This is a genomic window from Leifsonia sp. EB34, from assembly GCF_041260585.1.
GTDB lineage: Bacteria > Actinomycetota > Actinomycetes > Actinomycetales > Microbacteriaceae > Leifsonia.
The window spans coordinates 516,010-534,384 of record NZ_JBGCCV010000002.1 but is presented as its reverse complement, the minus strand read 5'-3'; the positions used below and the strand labels follow the sequence as shown (position 1 = coordinate 534,384).

Genomic DNA, 18,375 nt, shown 5'->3' with positions numbered 1-18,375 from the left:
TGCAGCCGCCGTGCACGCGCAGACAGGGCAGCCCGCGTGCACGCGGGAACAGCCCGGCCGACCGCAGCGCACGCCGACCGGGCAGCCCCGTGCACGCGAGTGCAGACCGGCTGCCGCCCGCGCACCGGGCGTCTAGCTCGGTGGCGGCAGCGGATGACCGCGTGTTACGGTTCCCGCCCGCGTGGCTCTTGGGGGCTCGGGTAGCGTGGCCGCATGGCTGATCGCGAATATGGCTTCCGGACGCGTGCGATCCACGCGGGCAACATCCCCGACCCCGTGACCGGAGCGCGCGCACTTCCCATCTACCAGACCAGCGCTTTCGTCTTCGACGACACCGCGGACGCCGCCGCGCGGTTCGCCCTGCAGAAGTACGGCAACATCTACTCGCGGCTGGAGAACCCCACGGTCGCCGCGTTCGAGGAGCGCGTCGCGAGCCTCGAGGGCGGCATCGGCGCCGTCGCGACCGCGAGCGGGCTGAGCGCGCAGTACATCACCTTCGCGTCGCTCGCCGGCGCGGGCGACCACATCGTGGCGTCCGCGAACCTCTACGGCGGCTCGATCACGCAGCTCGACGTGACGTTGCGCCGCTTCGGCGTGGACACGACGTTCGTGCAGAGCTCCGACCCGGCCGACTACGCGGCGGCGATCACCGACCGCACCAAGCTCGTGTTCGCCGAGACGATCGCCAACCCGTCCGGCGAGATCGCCGACATCGAGGGCCTGGCCGAGGTCGCCCACGCCGCCGGCGTCCCGCTGATCATCGACTCGACCATCGCCACGCCCTACCTGAACCGCCCGATCGAGTGGGGCGCCGACATCGTCATCCACTCGGCCACGAAGTTCCTCGGCGGCCACGGCACGACCCTCGGCGGCGTCGTCGTGGAGAGCGGCCGCTTTGACTGGCACACGGAGAAGTTCCCGCTGTTCGGCCAGCCGGTGCCGTCGTACGGCGGGCTGCAGTGGTCCGGCAACTTCGGCGAGTACGCCTTCCTCACCCGGCTCCGCGCCGAGCAGCTCCGCGACATCGGCCCCTCGCTCGCCCCGCACTCGGCGTTCCTGCTGGCTCAAGGCGTCGAGACGCTGCCCTACCGGATCCAGGCGCACGTCGACAACGCCCGCGCGGTCGCCCAGTGGCTCGACGCGGACCCCCGGATCGAGAAGGTGTTCTGGGCCGGCCTGCCCGAGCACCCGCACCACGACCGGGCGCAGAAGTACCTCCCGAAGGGACCCGGCAGCGTGTTCTCGTTCGTCGTCGCGGGCGGCCGCGAGGTCGGCCAGCGCTTCATCGAATCGCTGAACCTCGCCAGCCACCTGGCGAACATCGGCGACGCGAAGACGCTCGTCATCCACCCCGCCTCCACGACGCACGCTCAGCTCACCGAGCAGCAGCTCCTCGACGCCGGCGTGCTCCCCGGTGTCGTGCGCATCAGCGTCGGCATCGAGGATGTCGACGACATCATCTACGATCTGGACCAGGCACTCAGTGCAGCGGTGAAGGAGGCGGCAGCATGACGATCGCGAACGCGACCACCGACGACGCGACCACCCACGACTCGACCACGACCGAGGTCCAGCTCGTCAACGGCCTGAGCTGCTCCCTTCCCGCCGACTCGCCCCTGGCCAAGCTCCTGAAGTCGCAGCGCACCTGGACCGGACCGGACGCCAAGGAGCGTCTCCGCATCCTGCGCGCCGCGAAGTCGGTCGCGATCGTCGGCGCGTCCGCCAACCCGGCCCGCTCCAGCTACTTCGTCGGCACGTACCTGCAGCAGTCGAGCGACTTCCGCGTGTACTTCGTCAACCCGAACGCCGACACCATCCTGGGTCAGAAGGCCTACCCGGATCTTGCCTCCCTTCCCGAGGTGCCGGACATCGTGGACGTGTTCCGCCGGGCGAGCGACATCCCGAGCGTGATCGATGAAGCCGTCGCCGTCGGCGCGCCGACCGTGTGGGTGCAGCTCGGCATCTGGAACCAGGAGGCCGCCGAGTACGGCGAGTCCCTCGGCCTCACGGTCGTGATGGACCGTTGCATCAAGATCGAGCACGCTCGCTTCCATGGCGGACTCCATCTGCTCGGCTTCGACACCGGCCAGATCACCGCCCGCAAGACGCTTCGCTGACCTAGTTCTCGACAGCCTCCAGCCCGCGCCTCTTCACCGCGGGCAGCGACTCCATCGCCCGCGCGAGCCGTTTGTCGGTCGTCACGAGCGGGGCGGTGAGCAGCTCGGACAGCGCCACGAACGTCGCGTCGAACCCGCTCATGCTGCCCCGCAGATCCCACACGCGCTGCTCGACCGCCTCGAACGGCCACGGCTCGATCGGGAGCTCCAGGAGCTCGGCGTAGGCCATCGAGGCCTCGGCGTCGCTCAGCTTTCCGCGCCCGTGAAGCTTGCGCAGGACATTGGCCGCCTCCGCGAACATCAGATCGGGCGCGGCCAGGTCGCGGCCGCGCAGACGCTCGGCCACGGCCCGGCCGTTCTCGCCGGGGTCGACGAGGAGGTCGATGACGGCGCACGTGTCGATGATGACCGTCTCCGGCAGGCCGACATCGTGCGGGAACGGGTCGGCGGACGCCGCCGAGGGATGCCCGGAGTGGACCGCCGTGCGACGCACGGCGGCCCCCACCACGCTCATTCGCGGCTCCGGGCGATCATGTCGGACACGGCCTCCCGGTCGAGGGGCGGAAAGTGCTCGGCGCGGCGCCGGATGCTGTCGAGGACGTCATCGACCGTGCGCTTTCCGGCGAGACGGGTGAGTTCATGCACGAGGTACTCCTGAAGTGATCGGCCCGAACGCGCCGCACGCGCCGCGAGCTCGTCGCGCACCTCGTCCGGAACGGAACGGATTGTGATTGAAATGGGCATGCTTGCAGTTTAGCAGCGGTGGATGCATTTTGCAGCTTTCTGTTGGTGTGGAGAACCCCGCGGGGCGGGATCGGCTGATGGATCCATCCTGGATGGGGCGACGGGGCCCGGATCGGCTCGGCCGAGATCAGTGGAGAACTCGCTATCGTCCGGGGCTGTGGAGGAACACCGTCCGCGCCGCCCCGGAGGTCACGCCCGCGCCACGATGTGGAACACGTGCCAGTGCTTCGGCCCCTCGAACGACATCCCGCGCCGGTCGTCCTCGACCAGTCGCAGCACCTCCAGCCCGGTGAGCATGGCCTCCACCCCCGCGCGGTCGTGGAAGTTCATCCCCGGCCGCCCGAACCACTCGTCGTGCGGCCCGAACAGCTCCCCCGCGAACAGCCCGCCCGGCTCGATCGCGTCCCGGATGTCCGCCCACAGGTAGGGGAACCGCGTCGGCTCGCAGAACGGAAGCGCGAACCCGGCGTAGACGAACTCGGCGCGCGGCAGCTCACCGAGCGCCTCGAAGGTGGCGCAGCGCGTCGAAACCCGCTCGGACAGCGACGGGTCCAGCCCGGCACGCACCCGATCGTCGACCGCGGGGTCGGAGTCGATCGCGAGCACCTGCCAGCCGCGTTCGGCGAGGTCGCGCGTCTCCACCCCGTCGCCGCAGCCGAGGTCGATAGCCGTCCCGGCCGGTCCGTCCCACGCCGCGAGCGCCGACTCGTACGTCGGCCGGACGCCGCGTCCGCCCTGCTTCTCGTAGAAGTGCGACCAGTCGAACGCCATGCCCAGAGCCTACGCGCGGCGCCGCACGCACGTCCCGACCCTGGCTAAAATCGGCGAGTGGAATCCACGCCCTCCGGCCCCCGCGTCGCTGTGCTCGGCCCGGTGCTCGTCGAGGACCGCACCGGTGCGCTCGCCGAGCCGTCCGGCACCCGCGGCAAGAGCCTCATCGTCGCGCTGGCGCTCGCCCGGGGCGGCCGCTCGGTCCCGGCCCTCGTCGAGGACCTCTGGGACGACGCACCCCCGCGGCAGGAGCGCGCGGCCCTGCAGACGCTGGTCTCGCGCGTGCGCACGTCCAGCGCCGACGGCATCTTGGAGTCCACGCCGAGCGGCTATGCGCTGACCGTCGGCGCGCACGGCACGGACCTGGACCTCGCCGCGCACCGCCTGGAGCTGGCCCGGAGCGCCCTGGCTGCCGGCGCCCCCGCCGACGCGCTCCGCGAGGCGGCCTCCGGCCTCGCGCTCTGGCGGGGTGAGCCAGGGCTGGAGCTCGCGGGCTCCCGCCTCGGCGAGGAGCTCGCGCGCACCGCCGCCGAATTGCGGACGGAGCTGCTCGTCGTCCGCGCCCGCGCCGCCCGCGAGAGCGGAGACACCGCGACCGCACTCGCCGACCTCCGGGAGCTGCTGCGTCTGCGACCGTTGGACGAGTCCCTGCACGCCGAACAGATCCGCGCGCTCGCCGACGCCGGCCGCCGCAGCGACGCCCTGCTCGCGTTCGCCGACCTCAAGGACGCCCTCCGGGACCGGCTGGGCACGCGTCCCGGCGCGGAACTGGTCGCCCTGAACGCCCGCCTGCTCGCCGAGGAAGACCAGCGCGAGGAGGACCAGCGCGACAACGAGCGCGAGACGGCCGACCAGGAGCCCGCCTCCCCGCGCAGGGTCCGGATCGGGCTCCGCACCGCACCGAACGCCTGCTCGGCCGCGAGTACGACCTGGAGGCCGTGGAGGACCTGGTGGCCACCTCCCGCCTGACGACCATCCTCGGCGGCGGCGGCCTCGGCAAGACGCGGTTGGCGCACGAGGTCGGCCATCGCGCCATCCACACGCCCGCCGTCGTCCTGGTGGAGCTCGCCGGCGTGCGCACCGGCGCCGACGTCGAGCTGGCCTTCGCCACCACCCTCGGCATCCGGGAGGCCAGGACCGCCCGCCTGCCGGAGCCGGGAGCCCAGCTCGACCTGCGCTCGCGCATCCTCGGCCTGCTCTCCGAGCGCGAAACGCTGCTGATCGTCGACAACTGCGAGCACATCATCGACGCGGCCGCCGCCTACGTCGAAGACATCCTCGCGGCCACCCCGACGGTGCGGGTGCTGGCGACGAGCCGTGCGCCGCTGGCCATCGGCGCCGAGCGCGTCTACGCACTCGGCCCGCTGCCCTCCGACGACGACGGCCCGGCGGTCGAACTGTTCGCCGAGCGCGCGAAGGCCGCCCGTCCGGGCGTGGTGCTGCCGCCGGAGGCCGTGGCCCGGCTCTGCGCGAGGCTCGACGGCCTCCCGCTCGCGATCGAGCTCGCCGCCGCTCGAACGCGTTCCCTCTCGGTGGAGGAGATCGAGCGGCGCCTCGGCAACCGCTTCGCACTGCTGACCGGCGGCGAGCGCACGGCGCCGGAGCGGCACCGCACGCTGTTCGCGGTGATCGACTGGAGCTGGAACCTGCTGGCGGCGTCGGAGCAGGCCCTGATGCGCCGGCTCTCGACCTTCCCCGACGGGTTCAGCGCCGAGGCGGCGGAGGCTGTTGCGGGCGCCGGAGCGGCCTCCGTGCTGGACGACCTCGACGCGCTCGTCACTCAGTCGCTCGTGACCGTCTCGGAGGACCCGGAGACCGGCATCCTGCGCTACCGGATGCTGGAGACGGTCCGCGAGTTCGGCGACCTGGAGCTGACCGCGGCCGGGGAGGCCGCCGAGGTGCAGGCCGGCGTGGACGCCTGGGCGGTCGCGTTCGCGCGCGAGGCGTTGGCCCACCTGCACGGCCCGGATCAGGTGCCCACCTTCGCGCGCGTGACCGCTGAGCAGGACAACCTGGTCGCCGTGCTGCGCTCGGCGATCGACGGCGACCGGCCGGCGACCACGGCCGCGGTGTTCGCGGCGCTGGCCTACTACTGGTCGCTGCGCAGCACGCACACCGAGGTTCTGGGCTTCGGACAGGCCGTGCTCGACGCGCTGGCCGGCTGGGAGCCGGAGGGCGACGAGCGCGAAGCCGCCGCCGCCTGCTACGCGCTGATCGGCGGCACCTTCCTCTACGCCGGCCTCCGCACCGCGGTCCGCGCGATCTCACGCCTGCGCCGGCTCCGCCGCGCCGCGCCGTTCGCCGACCCGCGGCTCGGCGCGATCGCGAGCCTGGTCCTCGCCGCCGGGCACGTGGAGCCCGGGATGCGGCTGCTCGCCGAGTTCAGCCGCTCGGCCGATCCCGGGCTCGCCGCGATGGGCGGCCTCCTCACCGCGCAACTTCAGGAGAACGCGGGCGAGCTGGACGACGCGCTCGCGACCGCGACCCGGGCGCACGAGAAGGCGATCGAGGCGCAGGACACCTGGTCGCGGGCGTCGGCCGCGCAGACCCTCGCGCAGCTCCACAGCCAGCTCGCGCACCCGCACGAGGCGCTCGCCTGGGCGGCGACCGCCCACGAAGGCCTCGCGACGCTGCGGGCGGCGGGCGACCTCCGCCAGCTCGACTGGCTGATCGCCGTCAACTCGATCTCCGCGGGCGACGTGGACCGCGGTCGCGAACTGCTGGAGGACTACCTGCACGAGGAGGTCGACCGCACCGGCTTCGACTACGTCGACTACGTCGGAATCGGTTTCGCCGGGATGGCGGAGATCGCGCTGGCCGAGGGCGACTACGCGCGCGGCATCCGCCTCTACGACGAGGCGATCGGCGCGTATTCGGACGACACCGCCGCCGAGCGCGACGCGGTCGCCAACCCGTGGCTGACGATCCTCGGGGCCGCGCTCATCGTCGCCCGGCTGCGCGCGCACGAGGTGGAGGCCGCGGCCGTACCTCCCGTCGACGACCCGCTCGGTCGCGAGGAGACGGCGGAGGCTGCCCGTCGGCTGCGTACGCGGGTCCTGGTGAGCGCGCGGCTGAGCCCCGCCTACCTCGACAAGCCGGTGGTCGGCACCGGCCTCCTCGGCGTCGCGATCTGGATGCTCGACCCGGAGGTCGGCGCGTCCCGAGGGGACGCCTGGGTCGACGCGGGGCTCGAGCTGTTCGCGCTGGCGGGGCGGGCGAACTCGCGGCAGGACATCGTGAGCCTCCACCGGCCGGCGCTCGCGGAGCGGGTGCGGCGGGCCTGGGGCGAGGAGCGGCTGGCGGCGGCGCAGGCCGCTGCGGCCGCGATCGGGCGGGACGCTGCGGCGGTGCGGGGGCTCGAGCTGCTGGGGAGCGTTCAGGTCTGAGGCCTGGGCGGCGACACGGGCGCGATACTCGGACGCCTCACGCCATGTGCGAGAATCGTCCACCGTGACCATTTTCGATCCCCGCCGGAACAGCATCGGCTTCATGCGCCTTGCGATGGCGACCACTGTCATCGTGTCGCACGCGTGGCCGCTCGGCGGTTTCGGTCCGGACCCGGGACGCACGTCGAACAACCTCGGGTTCTTGGCGGTCGAGGGCTTCTTCGCGCTCTCCGGCTTCCTCATCACCCGAAGCGGCGAGCGCCTGTCCTCCGGCCGCTTCCTGTGGCACCGCCTGCTTCGGATCATGCCGGCGTATTGGGTTGCCCTCCTGCTCATCGTGCTGGTCTTCGCGCCGATCGTCTGGCACGCGTCCCACGGGCTCACTGAATACCCCTGGGCGACGCCGAATCCGATCGGTTTCGTCGTCAACAACTTCCTGCTGGCGAACAACCAGCAGCAGATCGGCGACACGCTCGCCTCGAACCCCTATGCGACGCTCTGGGACGGCCCGCTCTACACGTTGACGTACGAGTTCGCCTGCTACCTGATCATCCTGGCCCTTGCGGCGATGCGCGTGCTCAACCGGCGGGTCGTGACGGTGCTCTTCGTCGCGGCCTGGGTGTGGCAGCAGATCGTGCTGTTCAACCTCCTCGGGATGACCGAGCCCCGCCAGCCCACGCTCACCGTCTGCTTCCTGCTGGGCTCGCTGATCTACCTCTGGCGCGACGTGCTGCTCTCGCGCCGGCTGTCGTGGTGGCTCTTCGGCGCCTGCCTCCTGGTCGCCGGTGTGACCTACGCGACCGCCGGCTTCCGCCAGATCGGCGTCCTCGCGTTCGCCTATGTCATCATCTGGGCCGGTGCGCGGCTCCCCTTCACCGCTGTCGGCGTCAAGCGGGACCTCTCGTATGGGCTCTACGTCTACGGCTGGCCGGTGCTCCAGCTCGCCTCCTTCTTCGGACTGAACGCCCTCGGCCTCCCGCTGTACCTGTCGATCGTCCTGGTGGTGACGGCGGGCCTGGCCACGGCGTCCTGGTATCTGGTGGAGTCGAGGGCGCTTCGGCTCAAGAACATCTCCGTGCCGTCGTGGCTCCGCAGCCGGTCCACGCCCGAGCCGGCACCCGAGTCCGACGAGGCACGGGTCTAGCCGACGAGGCACCGCGGCCGCAGCGGCGCACGAAGCGGCCGCCGCACCCCTCCACGGGATGCGACGGCCGCTGTCCGGCGACGAAGGCTATGCCTTCCGCATGTACGCCCGCACGGTGAGCGGGGCGAAGATCGCGACGATCACGCCGGCGCCGAGGAGCGCGAGCCACCCGTCGACGCCGAAGGTGCCGTTGTTGGCGAGGTCGCGGACCGCCGTCACCAGATGCGAGACCGGGTTGATGTTGACGAACGTCTGCAGCCAATCCGGCAGCGTCTTCACCGGCACGAACGCGTTCGAGAAGAACGTCAGGGGGAACAGCACCAGGAACGAGATGCCCTGCACCGATCCCGCCGTGCGCGCGATCACCCCGAAGAAGGCGAAGATCCAGCTGATCGCCCACGCGCACACGATGACGAGCAGGCCGGCGAGGACGACGAAGCCCAGGCCCGCCGCCGGCCGGTAGCCCATGAAGAAGCCGGTGACAAAGGTGATGGTGGTCGCGATCGCGTAGCGCAGCGTGTCCGCGAGCAACGCGCCGGACAGTGGAGCGATACGCGCGATCGGCATGGACTTGAAGCGGTCGAAGACGCCCTTGTCCATGTCCTCGCGGAGCTGGACGCCGGTCACGACCGAGGTGGTGATGACCGTCTGGGCGAGGATGCCGGGGATGAGGTAGGGCAGATAGCCGGACACGCTGCCGGTGATCGCGCCGCCGAACAGCAGCGCGAACATGATCGTGAAGATGATCGGCTGCAGGGTCACGTCGAAGAGCTGCTCCGGGGTCCGCTTGATCTTCAGGAGGCCGCGGTGGGCCATCGTGATCGTGTTGGCCAGGGTCTGGCGGAGGCTGACGTGGTTCTTGAGGTTCCGCTCGGACGGCGGGGTGATGGTGGCGATGGCGGTCATGCCCGCACTCCTTCTGCTGTGGCGGCTCCTTCTGAGGTGGCGGCCTCGTCGGTCTCAGCGGACTCCTCGTCCGTGTCCTTCTCCTCCTCGACCCCGTGACCGGTCAGCGTGAGGAACACCTCGTCGAGGGTCGGCTTCTGCACCGACATCTCCTGGAGGTGGATCCCGGCCTCGCGGAACGTGACGAACAGGTCGGTGACGGCGTCGGCGTCGCGCATGGGCGCGGTGAGCCGCGATCCCTCCGGCGAGACGACGGCCTCCACGCCCAGCACGCCGGCGATGGCGCGGCGCGCGTCCTCGATGTCGGCCGGGTCGGCCAGGCGGAGCTGCAGGGAGGACTCCCCCACCGACGCCTTGAGCTCGTCGGCGGTGCCCTCGGCGACGACGCGGCCGTGGTCGATGACGGCGATGCGGTCGGCGAGCTGGTCGGCCTCGTCCAGGTACTGCGTGGTCAGCAGCACGGTGGACCCGGTGGCGACCAGGCGGCGGATGGTGTCCCACATCTGGGCGCGGGTCCGCGGGTCGAGGCCCGTGGTCGGCTCGTCGAGGAAGATCAGCGGCGGCTGCGCGATGAGGCTGGCCGCGAGGTCGAGGCGCCGGCGCATGCCGCCGGAGAACTTCTTCAGGGGGCGCTTGGCCGCGTCGGACAGGCCGAACTCCTCGAGCAGCTCGGTGGTCTTGGCCTTCGCCTCCCGGCCGCTGAGACCGAGCAGGCGGGCGAAGATCATCAGGTTCTCGTTGGCGGAGAGCGTCTCGTCGACGGAGGCGAACTGCGCGGTCACGCCGAGGAGCTGCCGGACGATCTGCTGCTCACTGCGGATGTCGTGGCCGAAGACGAAGGCGTCGCCGCCGTCCGGGCGGAGCAGGGTGGCGAGCATGGAGATGGTGGTGGTCTTCCCGGCGCCGTTGGGGCCGAGGACGCCGTAGACGGTGCCGGCGCGGACGTTCAGGTCGACGCCGTCGACCGCCCGGTTGTCGCCGAAGACCTTGACGAGCCCGTGGGCCTCGACGGCCCACTCGGTGCTGCGAGTCATGGTGGTCCTTTCCAGGTGAGGTGGATGACTCGATGGTCGCGGGAGGCGCTTGCACAGCGCTTACCGCGCGCTTACGCGACGCTTACAGGCGCGTGGAACCGTTGTAAGAGCTCGGGAGAAGCGGGGGTCGGGGAGATGAGAGGGGTGGCGAGTGGGGGTCGTGGGGGCGGGGAAATGAGAGTGGTGGCGAGTGGGAGTCGTGGGGTGGGCCAAATGAGAGTCGTGGCGACTGGGAGTCGTGGGGCGGGGGAAATGAGAGTGGTGGCGAGTGCGAGTCGTGGGGTCGCGACGAGTACGGGAGTTCGGCTCCCGCTCAGGTCGTGCCACGGAGCGCCGCGACGACCGCGGGCCGGTCCACCCCCGCCAGAGTCAGCGCCCGCGGGACGGTGCCGAGCTCGAGACCGAAGATCGCGGTGACGAGGTCGGCCTCGGCGGAGCGCTGGCGGCGGTGCGCGGACGCGACGCGGTGGGCGCGGGTGAGTGCCTCTTTGGCGGATGCGCCCCAGCGGGGGCGGGCGACGCGTGGCGATGCGACCAGCCGCTCCTCCCGGGGAGGCGTGACGCCGGCGACGCGGAGGCTGGCCTCGCGTTCGGCGAGCAGGGCGGCCTCCAGGCCGGCAGGGTCGAGCCCGGCCGAGGCGAGCACGTCGCGGATCGTGCCGCTGCCGTCGCGGGAGAGCGCGAGCAGCAGGTGCTCGGCTTCCACGAGGGTCGCGTTTCGGCGCTGGGCTTCGGTGACCGAGGCCGTCACGACCGAGCGCAGGGCCTTGGAGAGCGGCTGGCCCGGGGCGTTGTTGGCGGTTCCGGGAGGGATGTCAGACATTTCGTCTCCTCAGGGCTACGCCTGCGGCGGCGACGCGGCGCAGGTGCTTCTTGTGCACGGCCTGACGGGTGACGCCGAGCGCGTCGGCGATCTGCGTCCAGCTCCAGCCGTCGCGGAGGGCGTGCTCGACCTCCGCGTCTTCGAGCCGGTCGGCGAGCTCACGGAGGGCGACGACGGCGGCGAGACCGTCGGCGACCCCGCCGAGCGGGTCCGGAGCCGTGGTGGGAGGGTTCATGGGAGCAACTTTAGTTGCTTAATTGAATTTGTCAACTTAAGTTGCTCCGCTCCCGCGCCGGAGCGACGCGAGCGTAGTGTGACCCGCATGGACATCGGCGTCGGAACGACCGTCTGGCTCGGGGACCGCCCGGGCGTCGTGGTGGAGGGACCGGACGAAGGCGGTCAGTTCCTCATCGAGTACAGGTCCCTGGAGGGCGGCCTGGACACCCTCTGGTGTCCACCGGGTGACGCCCGGGTGAAGGTTCGCGAAACCTGAGTTCCGCGCGGGATTTCTGCGCCAATGCGCACGTTCACGCGGGAATACGGCACAATCGGCGACGTACACTGGAGAAGTGACAGCGTACGTCTCCGCCTTCGACCTGTTCTCGATCGGCATCGGTCCCTCGAGCTCGCACACCGTCGGACCCCTGCGGGCGGCCAAGGCGTTCGCCGACCGCCTCGTTGCGGACGGACTCGTCGACCACGTCGACCAGGTCACCTGCACGCTCTACGGCTCCCTCGGCTCGACGGGGATCGGGCACGGCACACCCGATGCCGTCGTCGCAGGCCTCCGCGGCAACGAGCCGGAGAACTGCCACCCCGACGACGTCCGCGGAGCATGGTCCGGGATCGGCGACGGCGCGACGCTGCGGCTCGCGGGCGTGCGCGACATCCCGCTCAGCAAGGACGACATCGACTTCGAGCCGCGCACCCGCCTCCCCGGTCACCCCAACGCGCTCACCCTGCGCGCGTGGGGCAGCAGCGCCGACGGCACGCGCCAGCCGCTCCCCCTGTTGGAGGAGACCTACTACTCGATCGGCGGCGGCTTCATCCGGCGCGACGGCGAAGAGGCGGAGCTCGCCGCGCGTTCGGCCCATCCGCTGCCCTACGACTCGGCCGCGGAGCTGCTCGCGATCTGCGCGCGGCTCGACATCCCGATCTGCGAGGTCGCCCGGCGCAACGAGGTGGCCCTGCACGGCGAGGACGCCACCGACGCACGCCTCGACCTGATCTGGGAGGCCATGGCCGAGTGCGTCGCACGCGGCCTCGCCGGCGACGGCACCCTCCCGGGCGGACTCGGCGTCAAGCGCCGCGCCGCCGCGATGCGCGAGCACCTGGAGAGCGTCCAGGACGACCCGGGACGCGCCACCTCGCTGGAATGGCTGCACGCCTTCGCGCTGGCCGTGAACGAGGAGAACGCCTCGGGAGGCCGCGTCGTCACCGCGCCGACGAATGGCGCCGCCGGGATCGTGCCGGCGGTCGCCCACTACTACCTGCGGTTCGTGCCGGGTGCGACGCTCGACGGTATCCGCAAGTACCTCCTCACCGCGACCGCGATCGGCTCGCTGTTCAAGGCGAACGCGTCCATCTCGGGCGCCGAGGGCGGCTGCCAGGCGGAGGTCGGCTCGGCCTGCGCGATGGCCGCGGGCGCGCTCTGCGCAGTGCTGGGCGGCACCCCGACCCAGGTCGAGAACGCGGCCGAGATCGCGATGGAGCATCACCTCGGTCTCACCTGCGACCCGGTCGGCGGCCTCGTGCAGATCCCCTGCATCGAGCGCAACGCGATCGCCTCCTCCACCGCCGTCTCCGCCGCCCGGCTGGCCCTGCACGGCGACGGCTCGCACCTGGTGTCGCTGGACACGGTGATCGAGACGATGCGCCAGACCGGGCTCGACATGTCGACCAAGTACAAGGAGACCAGCGAGGGCGGCCTCGCCGTCAACGTCATCGAGTGCTGAGGGGATGCGTCGCCGACCCCGCGTTACGCACGGTCGCACGTCCCGTAGGCGACGTCACCGGGAAGCACAGCCCCCGCTCAGCCTGACCCCCCGCATTACGCACGGTTGCGCGTCCTGTAGGCGACGTCGGAGGCCCCCGTTAGCGTGGTGCGCATGACTTTCACGACCGCGCGTTCCGGCGAGCAGACCGTCCCCGATCCCGCGAGCCTCGCCGAGCTCCGCGGTGACCTCGACGACGCGGGAGCGACCGGCGGAGGCGACGTACGGGCCGCGGCGGTCGGTGCCGCGCTCGCCGGGCCACTGGTGTCGACGCAGTGGCTCTGCGATCACCTCGGGTCGGACGGGCTCGTCGTCATCGACGCCTCGGTCGTCGTGGCCAGCGGCGCGGACGGGCGCACAGAGTACGTGAGCGGTGTCGCACGGCACGGCGAGGGCCACATCCCCGGTGCGGTGTTCGCCGACCTGCTCGAGCGGTTCAGCGACCCGGCCGCGCCGTTCCCGTTCACGCGCCCGGACGCCGACGCGTTCGCAGCGGCGGCGACGGAGCTGGGCGTGGACGCCGACACCACGGTGGTCGTCTACGACGGCGCTGTCGGGCAGTGGGCTTCCCGGCTGTGGTGGCTGTTCCGCTCGTTCGGCCACGACCGCGTCGCGGTGCTCGACGGCGGCGTGACGAAGTGGCGGGAGGAGGGCCGACCGCTCGAGTCGGGCACGGTGGCGCCCGGGCCGTCCGGCGGTTTCGTCGCGGGGGAGCTGCCGGGGTTCTGGAGCGACCGCGGCGACGTCGAGGCCCTCCTCGCCGGCGACCGGCCGGGGACGCTCGTCTGCGGCACCCCACCCAAGGACTTCGCCGCCCGGCACATCCCGGGCAGCGTGAGCGCGCCGGCCGTGCGGCTGGTGGACCGGGAGAGCAACGCGTTCCTGCCCGCCGCGGGCCTGCGCGCCCTCTTCTCGGACGTGCTCGCCTCCCCCGACCCGATCGTCGCGTACTGCGGCGGCGGGATCGCGGCGGCGGCCGACGCCCTCGCCCTGGCGCTGCTCGGTCGGGACGACGTGACCGTGTACGACGGGTCGCTGAACGAGTGGGTATCCGATCCGGAGGCGCCGCTGGCGAGCGTGTGACGGGGCCGGCGCCAGCATTCCTGGGTTTTCGCCGCAACCGCGCATACAGCTCCGTATCGGGACGTAGGCTCGAAGGCATGACCCTGATGGATATCCCGTTCCACACCATCGATGGAGCTCCGACCAGCCTCGCCGCCTACTCGGGCAAGGTCATCCTCGTCGTCAACGTCGCCTCCCGCTGCGGCCTCAGCCCCCAGTACGAGAAGCTGGAGAAGCTGCAGGAGACCTACGGCGACCGCGGTTTCACCGTGATCGGCTTCCCGAGCAACCAGTTCCTCCAGGAGCTCAGCTCGACTGAGGCCATCAAGGAGTACTGCTCGACCACCTGGGGCGTCACGTTCCCGATGATGGAGAAGGTGCGGCTTAACGGCCGCAACGCCCACCCGCTCTACGACGAGCTGACCACGCACCCGGACGCCGACGGCAAGGCCGGCAAGGTGAAGTGGAACTTCGAGAAGTTCGTCATCACGCCGGAGGGCGCGGTGCACCGGTTCCGCCCGCAGATGGAGCCGGACGACCCGCGGATCGTCGGACTCATCGAGGCGTCGCTGCCTGCGGCGGTGTGAGCCGCGCGCTCACGCCCTGCGGAACCACCGGCCGCCGACCCGCTCGGTGAGCCGCCAGTCGCCCGCGTCCGCGAGCGAGCCCACGACGGCCACCGCGTGCTCGGCGACGCGCTCCGCGTCGTCGACGCCGTCCGCGGTGAAACGCACGGTGATCCGCGCCTCCCGGCTGACGACGTCGACGCTCGTCGCCTCGACGGTCGTCAGCTCGGCCACCGCCGCCGCGGCCGCCGGCTCGATGTCGGTCGGGGCCACGTCGGGCCGCAGGCGGCCGACCGGAATGATCACACGAAACGAAGGCACGCGCCGAGCCTACGTCGGATACCAGAACCCCGGCGTACGCTGACCGGCGGGGAATCGGAAGGGGGTGCGCGGATGCACACCGAATCACCGGACACACGAGAGCTCAACATCATCCAGGACGTCGGACTGACCGTCGACGAGCTGGAGGGCTTCGACAAGATGCTGGAGGCGCGACGCCAGGGCGACGTCGCGGAAGCACAGCGACTCGCGGAGACACTGGGGTCGCTGCTGTCGTCGCGGTCGGAGTCGACCGCCGACGACGAGCACGACCCGGAGGGCCCGACGCTGAGCTCCGAGTGGAGCAGACTGCATGCCCTCCGCGGCGAGATCGCGGCGGACATCGCGGCCGTCGACGCGGCACGCGAGCGCATCCGGCGGGGACGCTACGGCACCTGTGTGTCGTGCGGGCGGGCGATCGGCGTACCACGGCTGGAGGCCCGGCCGACGACGGAGCTGTGCATCGTCTGCGCGGTGGCGGCCGAGCGGTAGCGCGTCAGCGGGCGGTCCGCGATGCGCGGTAGACCGCCTCCGTGCGGCTGGCGGCGCCGACCTTGCGGAGGATGCTCGAGACGTGGACGCTCGCGGTCTTCGCCGAGATGAAGAGCACCTCGCCGATCTGCTTGTTGCTCAGGCCCTGCTCGATGAGGGCGAGGACCTGCTCCTCGCGTTCCGTGAGCGGGGCGCCGGGACCGAGCGCGGCCGGGCCTCCGCCCGCGCGCACGCCTCGGGACGACATGAGCGCCGCAGCGGCGTCGGCTACGAGTCCGAAGCCTGAACGCTTGGCCTCGTCCCGGCCGGCGGCGGCCAGGCGCTCGGCGGCAGTGCGGTCCCCCGCGGCGCGGGCGACCCGCGCGGCGCGGACGAGGGCATACGGGTGCAGGTGCGCGGGCGCGAGCGGCGACGCGGTGGCCTCGACGGCGGCCTCCCAGGCCGCGCGGGCGTCCTCGAAGCGGTCGGCGGCGGACGCTTCCGATCCCGTCTCTTCGCTCGACGCGGCGAGCGCGGTCGCGAGTTCGGCGCGGATCACCGGACCCCAGACGACAGCGGTCGGCCAGGCCTGGATGGCGGCGAGGGCCGCGTCCAGCCGGGCGGCCTCCACGGCCACATCGACCGGAGTGTCGCGCTCGGCGCGCTCCAGCGCAGACCGGAACGCCACGTCCGCCAGCGCGCGGGCGGCCGCCGCGAGTACGGGGAGGTCGTAGGCGGGCAACGGCCGGTGGGTGGACGCGCGCACCGGAGCGGTGTGCTCCCAGGCGTCGAACGCGTCGCCGCGGGCGATCGCGATCTCCGCGGCCAGCCGGGCGACGCCGAGCTCGGACTGCATCTCCATGTCGCCGAGCGTGCGGAGGCCGGCGTGCCAGCGGCGCAGGAGCGTCTCCGTCGTCTCGACGTCGCCGCGCCACAGCGTGATCCACAGCTTCATCCGCTGCAGGTGCGCACGGAAGGTCGGCGGCGGGTCGAGGGCGAGCGCCGGTTCGAGCAGTGCCTCAGCCCGGTCGAGCTCGCCGAGCGCCAGCAGCGGCTCGACGGTGTTGGAGGAGAGGATGACGCCGGTGGAGCGCTCGATGCCGCGCGCGCGAGCCTCGCGGACGCCGGCCTCGGCGAGCCGCACCGCGTCGGCATAGTGGCCGAGGTTGTTCATCGCGTCGGAGGCGTTGACGGCGTAGCGCAGCTCGGCCGCGGAGTCGTGCTCGGCAAGCCGGCCCGCCTCGTCCAGCTCCGCCAGTCCGCGCTCCACCGAGCCCTGGGACACCAGGGAGCTGCCGAGGATGTTGTGCGCCACCGACCGGAGGGCCGGCCATCCGTCGCCCGCCTCCTCGATGGCCTGCGTCGCGACGGTGACCGCGTCGTCGAACCGGGCCGCGAGCATGTACCGGGCGGCCAGCTCGGCGAGGAGTTGCAGGCGGAGGCCGTCGTCCTCCGCCAGCATGCCGGGCGGGACCTCGGCGAGCGCGCTCTGCAACAGCTCCTGGATACCCGGCCGGTTGAGGTTCTGGACGTACTGCGCCTTGTCGCGCAGCAGTCGCGCACGCCGGGCGGGCGGCAGGGCGTCGGCCGTCTCGAGTGCGATGTTCACCAGGGCAAGAGCGCGCTCGTTGTCGCCCGCGTTGCGCAGCGCCGAGGCGGTGCGCGCCAGCAGCTCCGTGCGGCCCCCGCCCTTCAGCCACGACGCGCTCAGCTCGTCGGCGTCGGGCACGCTGTCCCACAGGTCCAGAGCGCGGTCCCCCATCGCCGCGGCCGTCGCGTAGGCGTACGACATCCGCGCCTCGCTCAGGGCCTCCAGCGACGCGATGAAGGCGCGCCGCAGGTCGTGCGCGGCGAGCCAGTGCGTGGAGAGCTGGGCGGCCGAGCGCTGCGGGCTGGCGTCCAGCGCCTCCGCGAACCGCATGTGGAACCGGCTGCGCTCACCGGGCAGCAGGTCGGCGTGGATGGCCTCGCGCACGAGCGCGTGCCGGAAGGTGTACTCGGTGGAGTCGGCGACCAGGACGTTGGCGACCACGGCCTCCCGCGCCGCCGCGTCGAGCTGGTCGGCCGTGCCGTCGTAGACCGCGCTGAGCAGCTCGTGGTCGACGCAGACCCCGCCGGCCGACACCAGCCGCAGCAGCCGCTGGGCCGGATCGCTGAGCTTCTCGAACCGGGCGAGCAACAGCTCGCGCAGTGTCTCTGGCAGGTCTTCGCCGGTCATGAGGCCGTCGATGCCGATCAGCTCTTCGACGAAGAACGGGACGCCTTCGCTCATCTCGTAGACGCGGTCGACCGTCGCGGCGTCCGGCTCGCAGCCGAGCAGCCGGGCGATCAGCGCCTCCACCTGGGCTCGTCCGAGCCGGGACAGCTCCCAGCGCGTGACGCGGCGGGTGCGCTCCAGTTCGGCGAGGTAGGCCCGCAACGGGTGGCCGCGCGTGATCTCGTCGGTGCGGTAGCTCAGCAGGACGAGGATGTGCCCGCGCTCGGCCATCCGGACGATGAAGCGCAGCAGTTCGAGGGTCGCCATGTCGGCCCAGTGGAGGTCCTCCACGGCCAGGACGAGCGGACGGTCGGCCGAGAGCGTCTCGAAAAGCACCGTGACCAGCTCGTAGAGCCGCTCGGCCCCGGTGCGCGCCGGCACCGCGGAGTCGTCGGCCAGCTCCGGCAGCAGGACGGGAAGCACCCCCGCGCCGTGGCCAGCGGCCTCCAGCACCGCGTCGAGCCCGCGCAGCTCGATGAGCCGGCGCAGGATCGCGGCGAACGGCGCGTACGGAGCGCCCTCGTTGCCGAGGTCGACGCACCGGCCGAGCAACACCGTGGCCGAGTCCTCGGCCTCCGCCAGGAACTCGGCGAGCAGCCGGGACTTGCCGATCCCGGCCTCGCCACCGATCACGACGGCGCGCAGACCGCCCTCGCGACGGACGGCGCCGAGCTCGTCCCGCAGCGCCTCGAGATCGGACTCGCGCCCGATCATCGTGGGGCTGGACGCCGGTGATCGCATGGCCTCATCGTGCCACGGACCACCGACATCCGAACCCCCTG

19 protein-coding genes are annotated in these 18,375 nt (G+C 72.0%); 10 read left to right on the top strand and 9 right to left on the bottom strand.

Translation table 11 applies throughout. The features are described from left to right. The first annotated feature begins 213 nt into the window (after positions 1-213). Positions 214-1,512 (top strand): O-acetylhomoserine aminocarboxypropyltransferase/cysteine synthase family protein, encoded by a 1,299-nt coding sequence (locus ABIA36_RS12040; protein WP_369962629.1) that lies wholly within the window; start codon positions 214-216, stop codon positions 1,510-1,512. Next, on the top strand, positions 1,509-2,117 hold the full coding sequence (locus ABIA36_RS12035; protein ID WP_369962628.1) for a CoA-binding protein: 609 nt from the start codon (positions 1,509-1,511) through the stop codon (positions 2,115-2,117). The genes ABIA36_RS12040 and ABIA36_RS12035 overlap by 4 nt, the downstream gene beginning before the upstream one ends. A 1-nt stretch (position 2,118) precedes the next feature. Here ABIA36_RS12035 and ABIA36_RS12030 read toward each other — a convergent pair whose 3' ends face one another. From ABIA36_RS12030 to ABIA36_RS12020, 3 genes are all read right to left on the bottom strand, one after another. After that, positions 2,119-2,631: a type II toxin-antitoxin system VapC family toxin gene (locus ABIA36_RS12030; RefSeq protein WP_369962627.1), complete on the bottom strand. Its 513-nt coding sequence runs from the start codon at positions 2,629-2,631 to the stop codon at positions 2,119-2,121. Next, positions 2,628-2,822, bottom strand: a complete 195-nt coding sequence (locus ABIA36_RS12025; protein WP_369962626.1) for a hypothetical protein — start codon at positions 2,820-2,822, stop codon at positions 2,628-2,630. The genes ABIA36_RS12030 and ABIA36_RS12025 overlap by 4 nt, the downstream gene beginning before the upstream one ends. A 228-nt stretch (positions 2,823-3,050) precedes the next feature. Continuing rightward, complete coding sequence (locus ABIA36_RS12020; protein WP_369962625.1) at positions 3,051-3,632, bottom strand: trans-aconitate 2-methyltransferase; 582 nt, start codon at positions 3,630-3,632, stop codon at positions 3,051-3,053. Positions 3,633-3,689: 57 nt separating this feature from the next. On the opposite strand from ABIA36_RS12020, the gene ABIA36_RS12015 reads away from it, so the two are divergent. The 3 genes from ABIA36_RS12015 (at position 3,690) to ABIA36_RS12005 (ending at position 8,162) form a co-directional block, all read left to right on the top strand. Beyond that, positions 3,690-4,601 (top strand): BTAD domain-containing putative transcriptional regulator, encoded by a 912-nt coding sequence (locus ABIA36_RS12015; protein ID WP_369962624.1) that lies wholly within the window; start codon positions 3,690-3,692, stop codon positions 4,599-4,601. Next, positions 4,583-7,018 (top strand): hypothetical protein, encoded by a 2,436-nt coding sequence (locus tag ABIA36_RS12010; RefSeq protein WP_369962623.1) that lies wholly within the window; start codon positions 4,583-4,585, stop codon positions 7,016-7,018. The genes ABIA36_RS12015 and ABIA36_RS12010 overlap by 19 nt, the downstream gene beginning before the upstream one ends. Positions 7,019-7,082: 64 nt before the next feature. Beyond that, the gene (locus ABIA36_RS12005) at positions 7,083-8,162 is read left to right on the top strand and encodes an acyltransferase family protein (protein WP_369962622.1); all 1,080 of its coding nucleotides are present in this window, start codon (positions 7,083-7,085) and stop codon (positions 8,160-8,162) included. Positions 8,163-8,249: 87 nt separating this feature from the next. On the opposite strand, the gene ABIA36_RS12000 is transcribed toward ABIA36_RS12005, so the two are convergent. The 4 genes from ABIA36_RS12000 to ABIA36_RS11985 form a co-directional block, all read right to left on the bottom strand. Next, positions 8,250-9,068, bottom strand: a complete 819-nt coding sequence (locus tag ABIA36_RS12000) for an ABC transporter permease (protein ID WP_369962621.1) — start codon at positions 9,066-9,068, stop codon at positions 8,250-8,252. Further along, positions 9,065-10,102: an ATP-binding cassette domain-containing protein gene (locus tag ABIA36_RS11995; RefSeq protein ID WP_369962620.1), complete on the bottom strand. Its 1,038-nt coding sequence runs from the start codon at positions 10,100-10,102 to the stop codon at positions 9,065-9,067. The genes ABIA36_RS12000 and ABIA36_RS11995 overlap by 4 nt, the downstream gene beginning before the upstream one ends. Positions 10,103-10,415: 313 nt before the next feature. After that, positions 10,416-10,925 carry a Clp protease N-terminal domain-containing protein gene (locus tag ABIA36_RS11990; RefSeq protein ID WP_369962619.1) on the bottom strand — a complete coding sequence of 170 codons (510 nt, stop codon included), beginning with the start codon at positions 10,923-10,925 and terminating at the stop codon, positions 10,416-10,418. Continuing rightward, on the bottom strand, positions 10,918-11,160 hold the full coding sequence (locus ABIA36_RS11985; protein ID WP_369962618.1) for a helix-turn-helix domain-containing protein: 243 nt from the start codon (positions 11,158-11,160) through the stop codon (positions 10,918-10,920). Before ABIA36_RS11985 ends, ABIA36_RS11990 begins: the two co-directional genes overlap by 8 nt. 87 nt (positions 11,161-11,247) lie before the next feature. Between ABIA36_RS11985 and ABIA36_RS11980 the strand changes: the two genes are divergently transcribed. The 4 genes from ABIA36_RS11980 to ABIA36_RS11965 all read left to right on the top strand — a co-directional run bounded on the left by ABIA36_RS11980 (position 11,248) and on the right by ABIA36_RS11965 (position 14,568). Further along, on the top strand, positions 11,248-11,418 hold the full coding sequence (locus ABIA36_RS11980) for a hypothetical protein (protein WP_369962617.1): 171 nt from the start codon (positions 11,248-11,250) through the stop codon (positions 11,416-11,418). Between the two features lie 76 nt (positions 11,419-11,494). After that, on the top strand, positions 11,495-12,880 hold the full coding sequence (locus ABIA36_RS11975) for an L-serine ammonia-lyase (protein ID WP_369962616.1): 1,386 nt from the start codon (positions 11,495-11,497) through the stop codon (positions 12,878-12,880). A gap of 153 nt (positions 12,881-13,033) precedes the next feature. Then, entirely contained in the window at positions 13,034-14,002 is a 969-nt protein-coding gene (locus ABIA36_RS11970) for a sulfurtransferase (protein WP_369962615.1), read from the top strand. Between the two features lie 77 nt (positions 14,003-14,079). Beyond that, the gene (locus ABIA36_RS11965) at positions 14,080-14,568 is read left to right on the top strand and encodes a glutathione peroxidase (RefSeq protein ID WP_369962614.1); all 489 of its coding nucleotides are present in this window, start codon (positions 14,080-14,082) and stop codon (positions 14,566-14,568) included. 9 nt (positions 14,569-14,577) lie between these two features. Here the strand turns inward: ABIA36_RS11965 and ABIA36_RS11960 are convergent, their stop codons facing one another. Next, positions 14,578-14,868: a hypothetical protein gene (locus ABIA36_RS11960; protein ID WP_369962612.1), complete on the bottom strand. Its 291-nt coding sequence runs from the start codon at positions 14,866-14,868 to the stop codon at positions 14,578-14,580. A 72-nt stretch (positions 14,869-14,940) separates the two neighbouring features. Here ABIA36_RS11960 and ABIA36_RS11955 point away from each other — a divergent pair, with 72 nt between their 5' ends. Continuing rightward, the gene (locus ABIA36_RS11955) at positions 14,941-15,357 is read left to right on the top strand and encodes a TraR/DksA family transcriptional regulator (protein WP_369962611.1); all 417 of its coding nucleotides are present in this window, start codon (positions 14,941-14,943) and stop codon (positions 15,355-15,357) included. Between the two features lie 4 nt (positions 15,358-15,361). Here the strand turns inward: ABIA36_RS11955 and ABIA36_RS11950 are convergent, their stop codons facing one another. Then, positions 15,362-18,334, bottom strand: a complete 2,973-nt coding sequence (locus ABIA36_RS11950; RefSeq protein WP_369962610.1) for an AAA family ATPase — start codon at positions 18,332-18,334, stop codon at positions 15,362-15,364. Positions 18,335-18,375: the final 41 nt, after the last annotated feature.

Excerpts from the sequence above, each read along its gene's own strand:
- ABIA36_RS11970 (WP_369962615.1), top strand. The coding sequence starts at position 13,034 with ATGACTTTCACGACCGCGCGTTCCGGCGAGCAGACCGTCCCCGATCCC.
- ABIA36_RS12035 (WP_369962628.1), top strand. The coding sequence starts at position 1,509 with ATGACGATCGCGAACGCGACCACCGACGACGCGACCACCCACGACTCG.
- ABIA36_RS12040 (WP_369962629.1), top strand. The coding sequence starts at position 214 with ATGGCTGATCGCGAATATGGCTTCCGGACGCGTGCGATCCACGCGGGC.
- ABIA36_RS11980 (WP_369962617.1), top strand. The coding sequence starts at position 11,248 with ATGGACATCGGCGTCGGAACGACCGTCTGGCTCGGGGACCGCCCGGGC.
- ABIA36_RS12000 (WP_369962621.1), bottom strand. The coding sequence starts at position 9,068 with ATGACCGCCATCGCCACCATCACCCCGCCGTCCGAGCGGAACCTCAAG.
- ABIA36_RS11990 (WP_369962619.1), bottom strand. The coding sequence starts at position 10,925 with ATGTCTGACATCCCTCCCGGAACCGCCAACAACGCCCCGGGCCAGCCG.
- ABIA36_RS11965 (WP_369962614.1), top strand. The coding sequence starts at position 14,080 with ATGACCCTGATGGATATCCCGTTCCACACCATCGATGGAGCTCCGACC.
- ABIA36_RS11950 (WP_369962610.1), bottom strand. The coding sequence starts at position 18,334 with ATGCGATCACCGGCGTCCAGCCCCACGATGATCGGGCGCGAGTCCGAT.
- ABIA36_RS12020 (WP_369962625.1), bottom strand. The coding sequence starts at position 3,632 with ATGGCGTTCGACTGGTCGCACTTCTACGAGAAGCAGGGCGGACGCGGC.
- ABIA36_RS11955 (WP_369962611.1), top strand. The coding sequence starts at position 14,941 with ATGCACACCGAATCACCGGACACACGAGAGCTCAACATCATCCAGGAC.
- ABIA36_RS11995 (WP_369962620.1), bottom strand. The coding sequence starts at position 10,102 with ATGACTCGCAGCACCGAGTGGGCCGTCGAGGCCCACGGGCTCGTCAAG.
- ABIA36_RS11985 (WP_369962618.1), bottom strand. The coding sequence starts at position 11,160 with ATGAACCCTCCCACCACGGCTCCGGACCCGCTCGGCGGGGTCGCCGAC.
- ABIA36_RS12030 (WP_369962627.1), bottom strand. The coding sequence starts at position 2,631 with ATGAGCGTGGTGGGGGCCGCCGTGCGTCGCACGGCGGTCCACTCCGGG.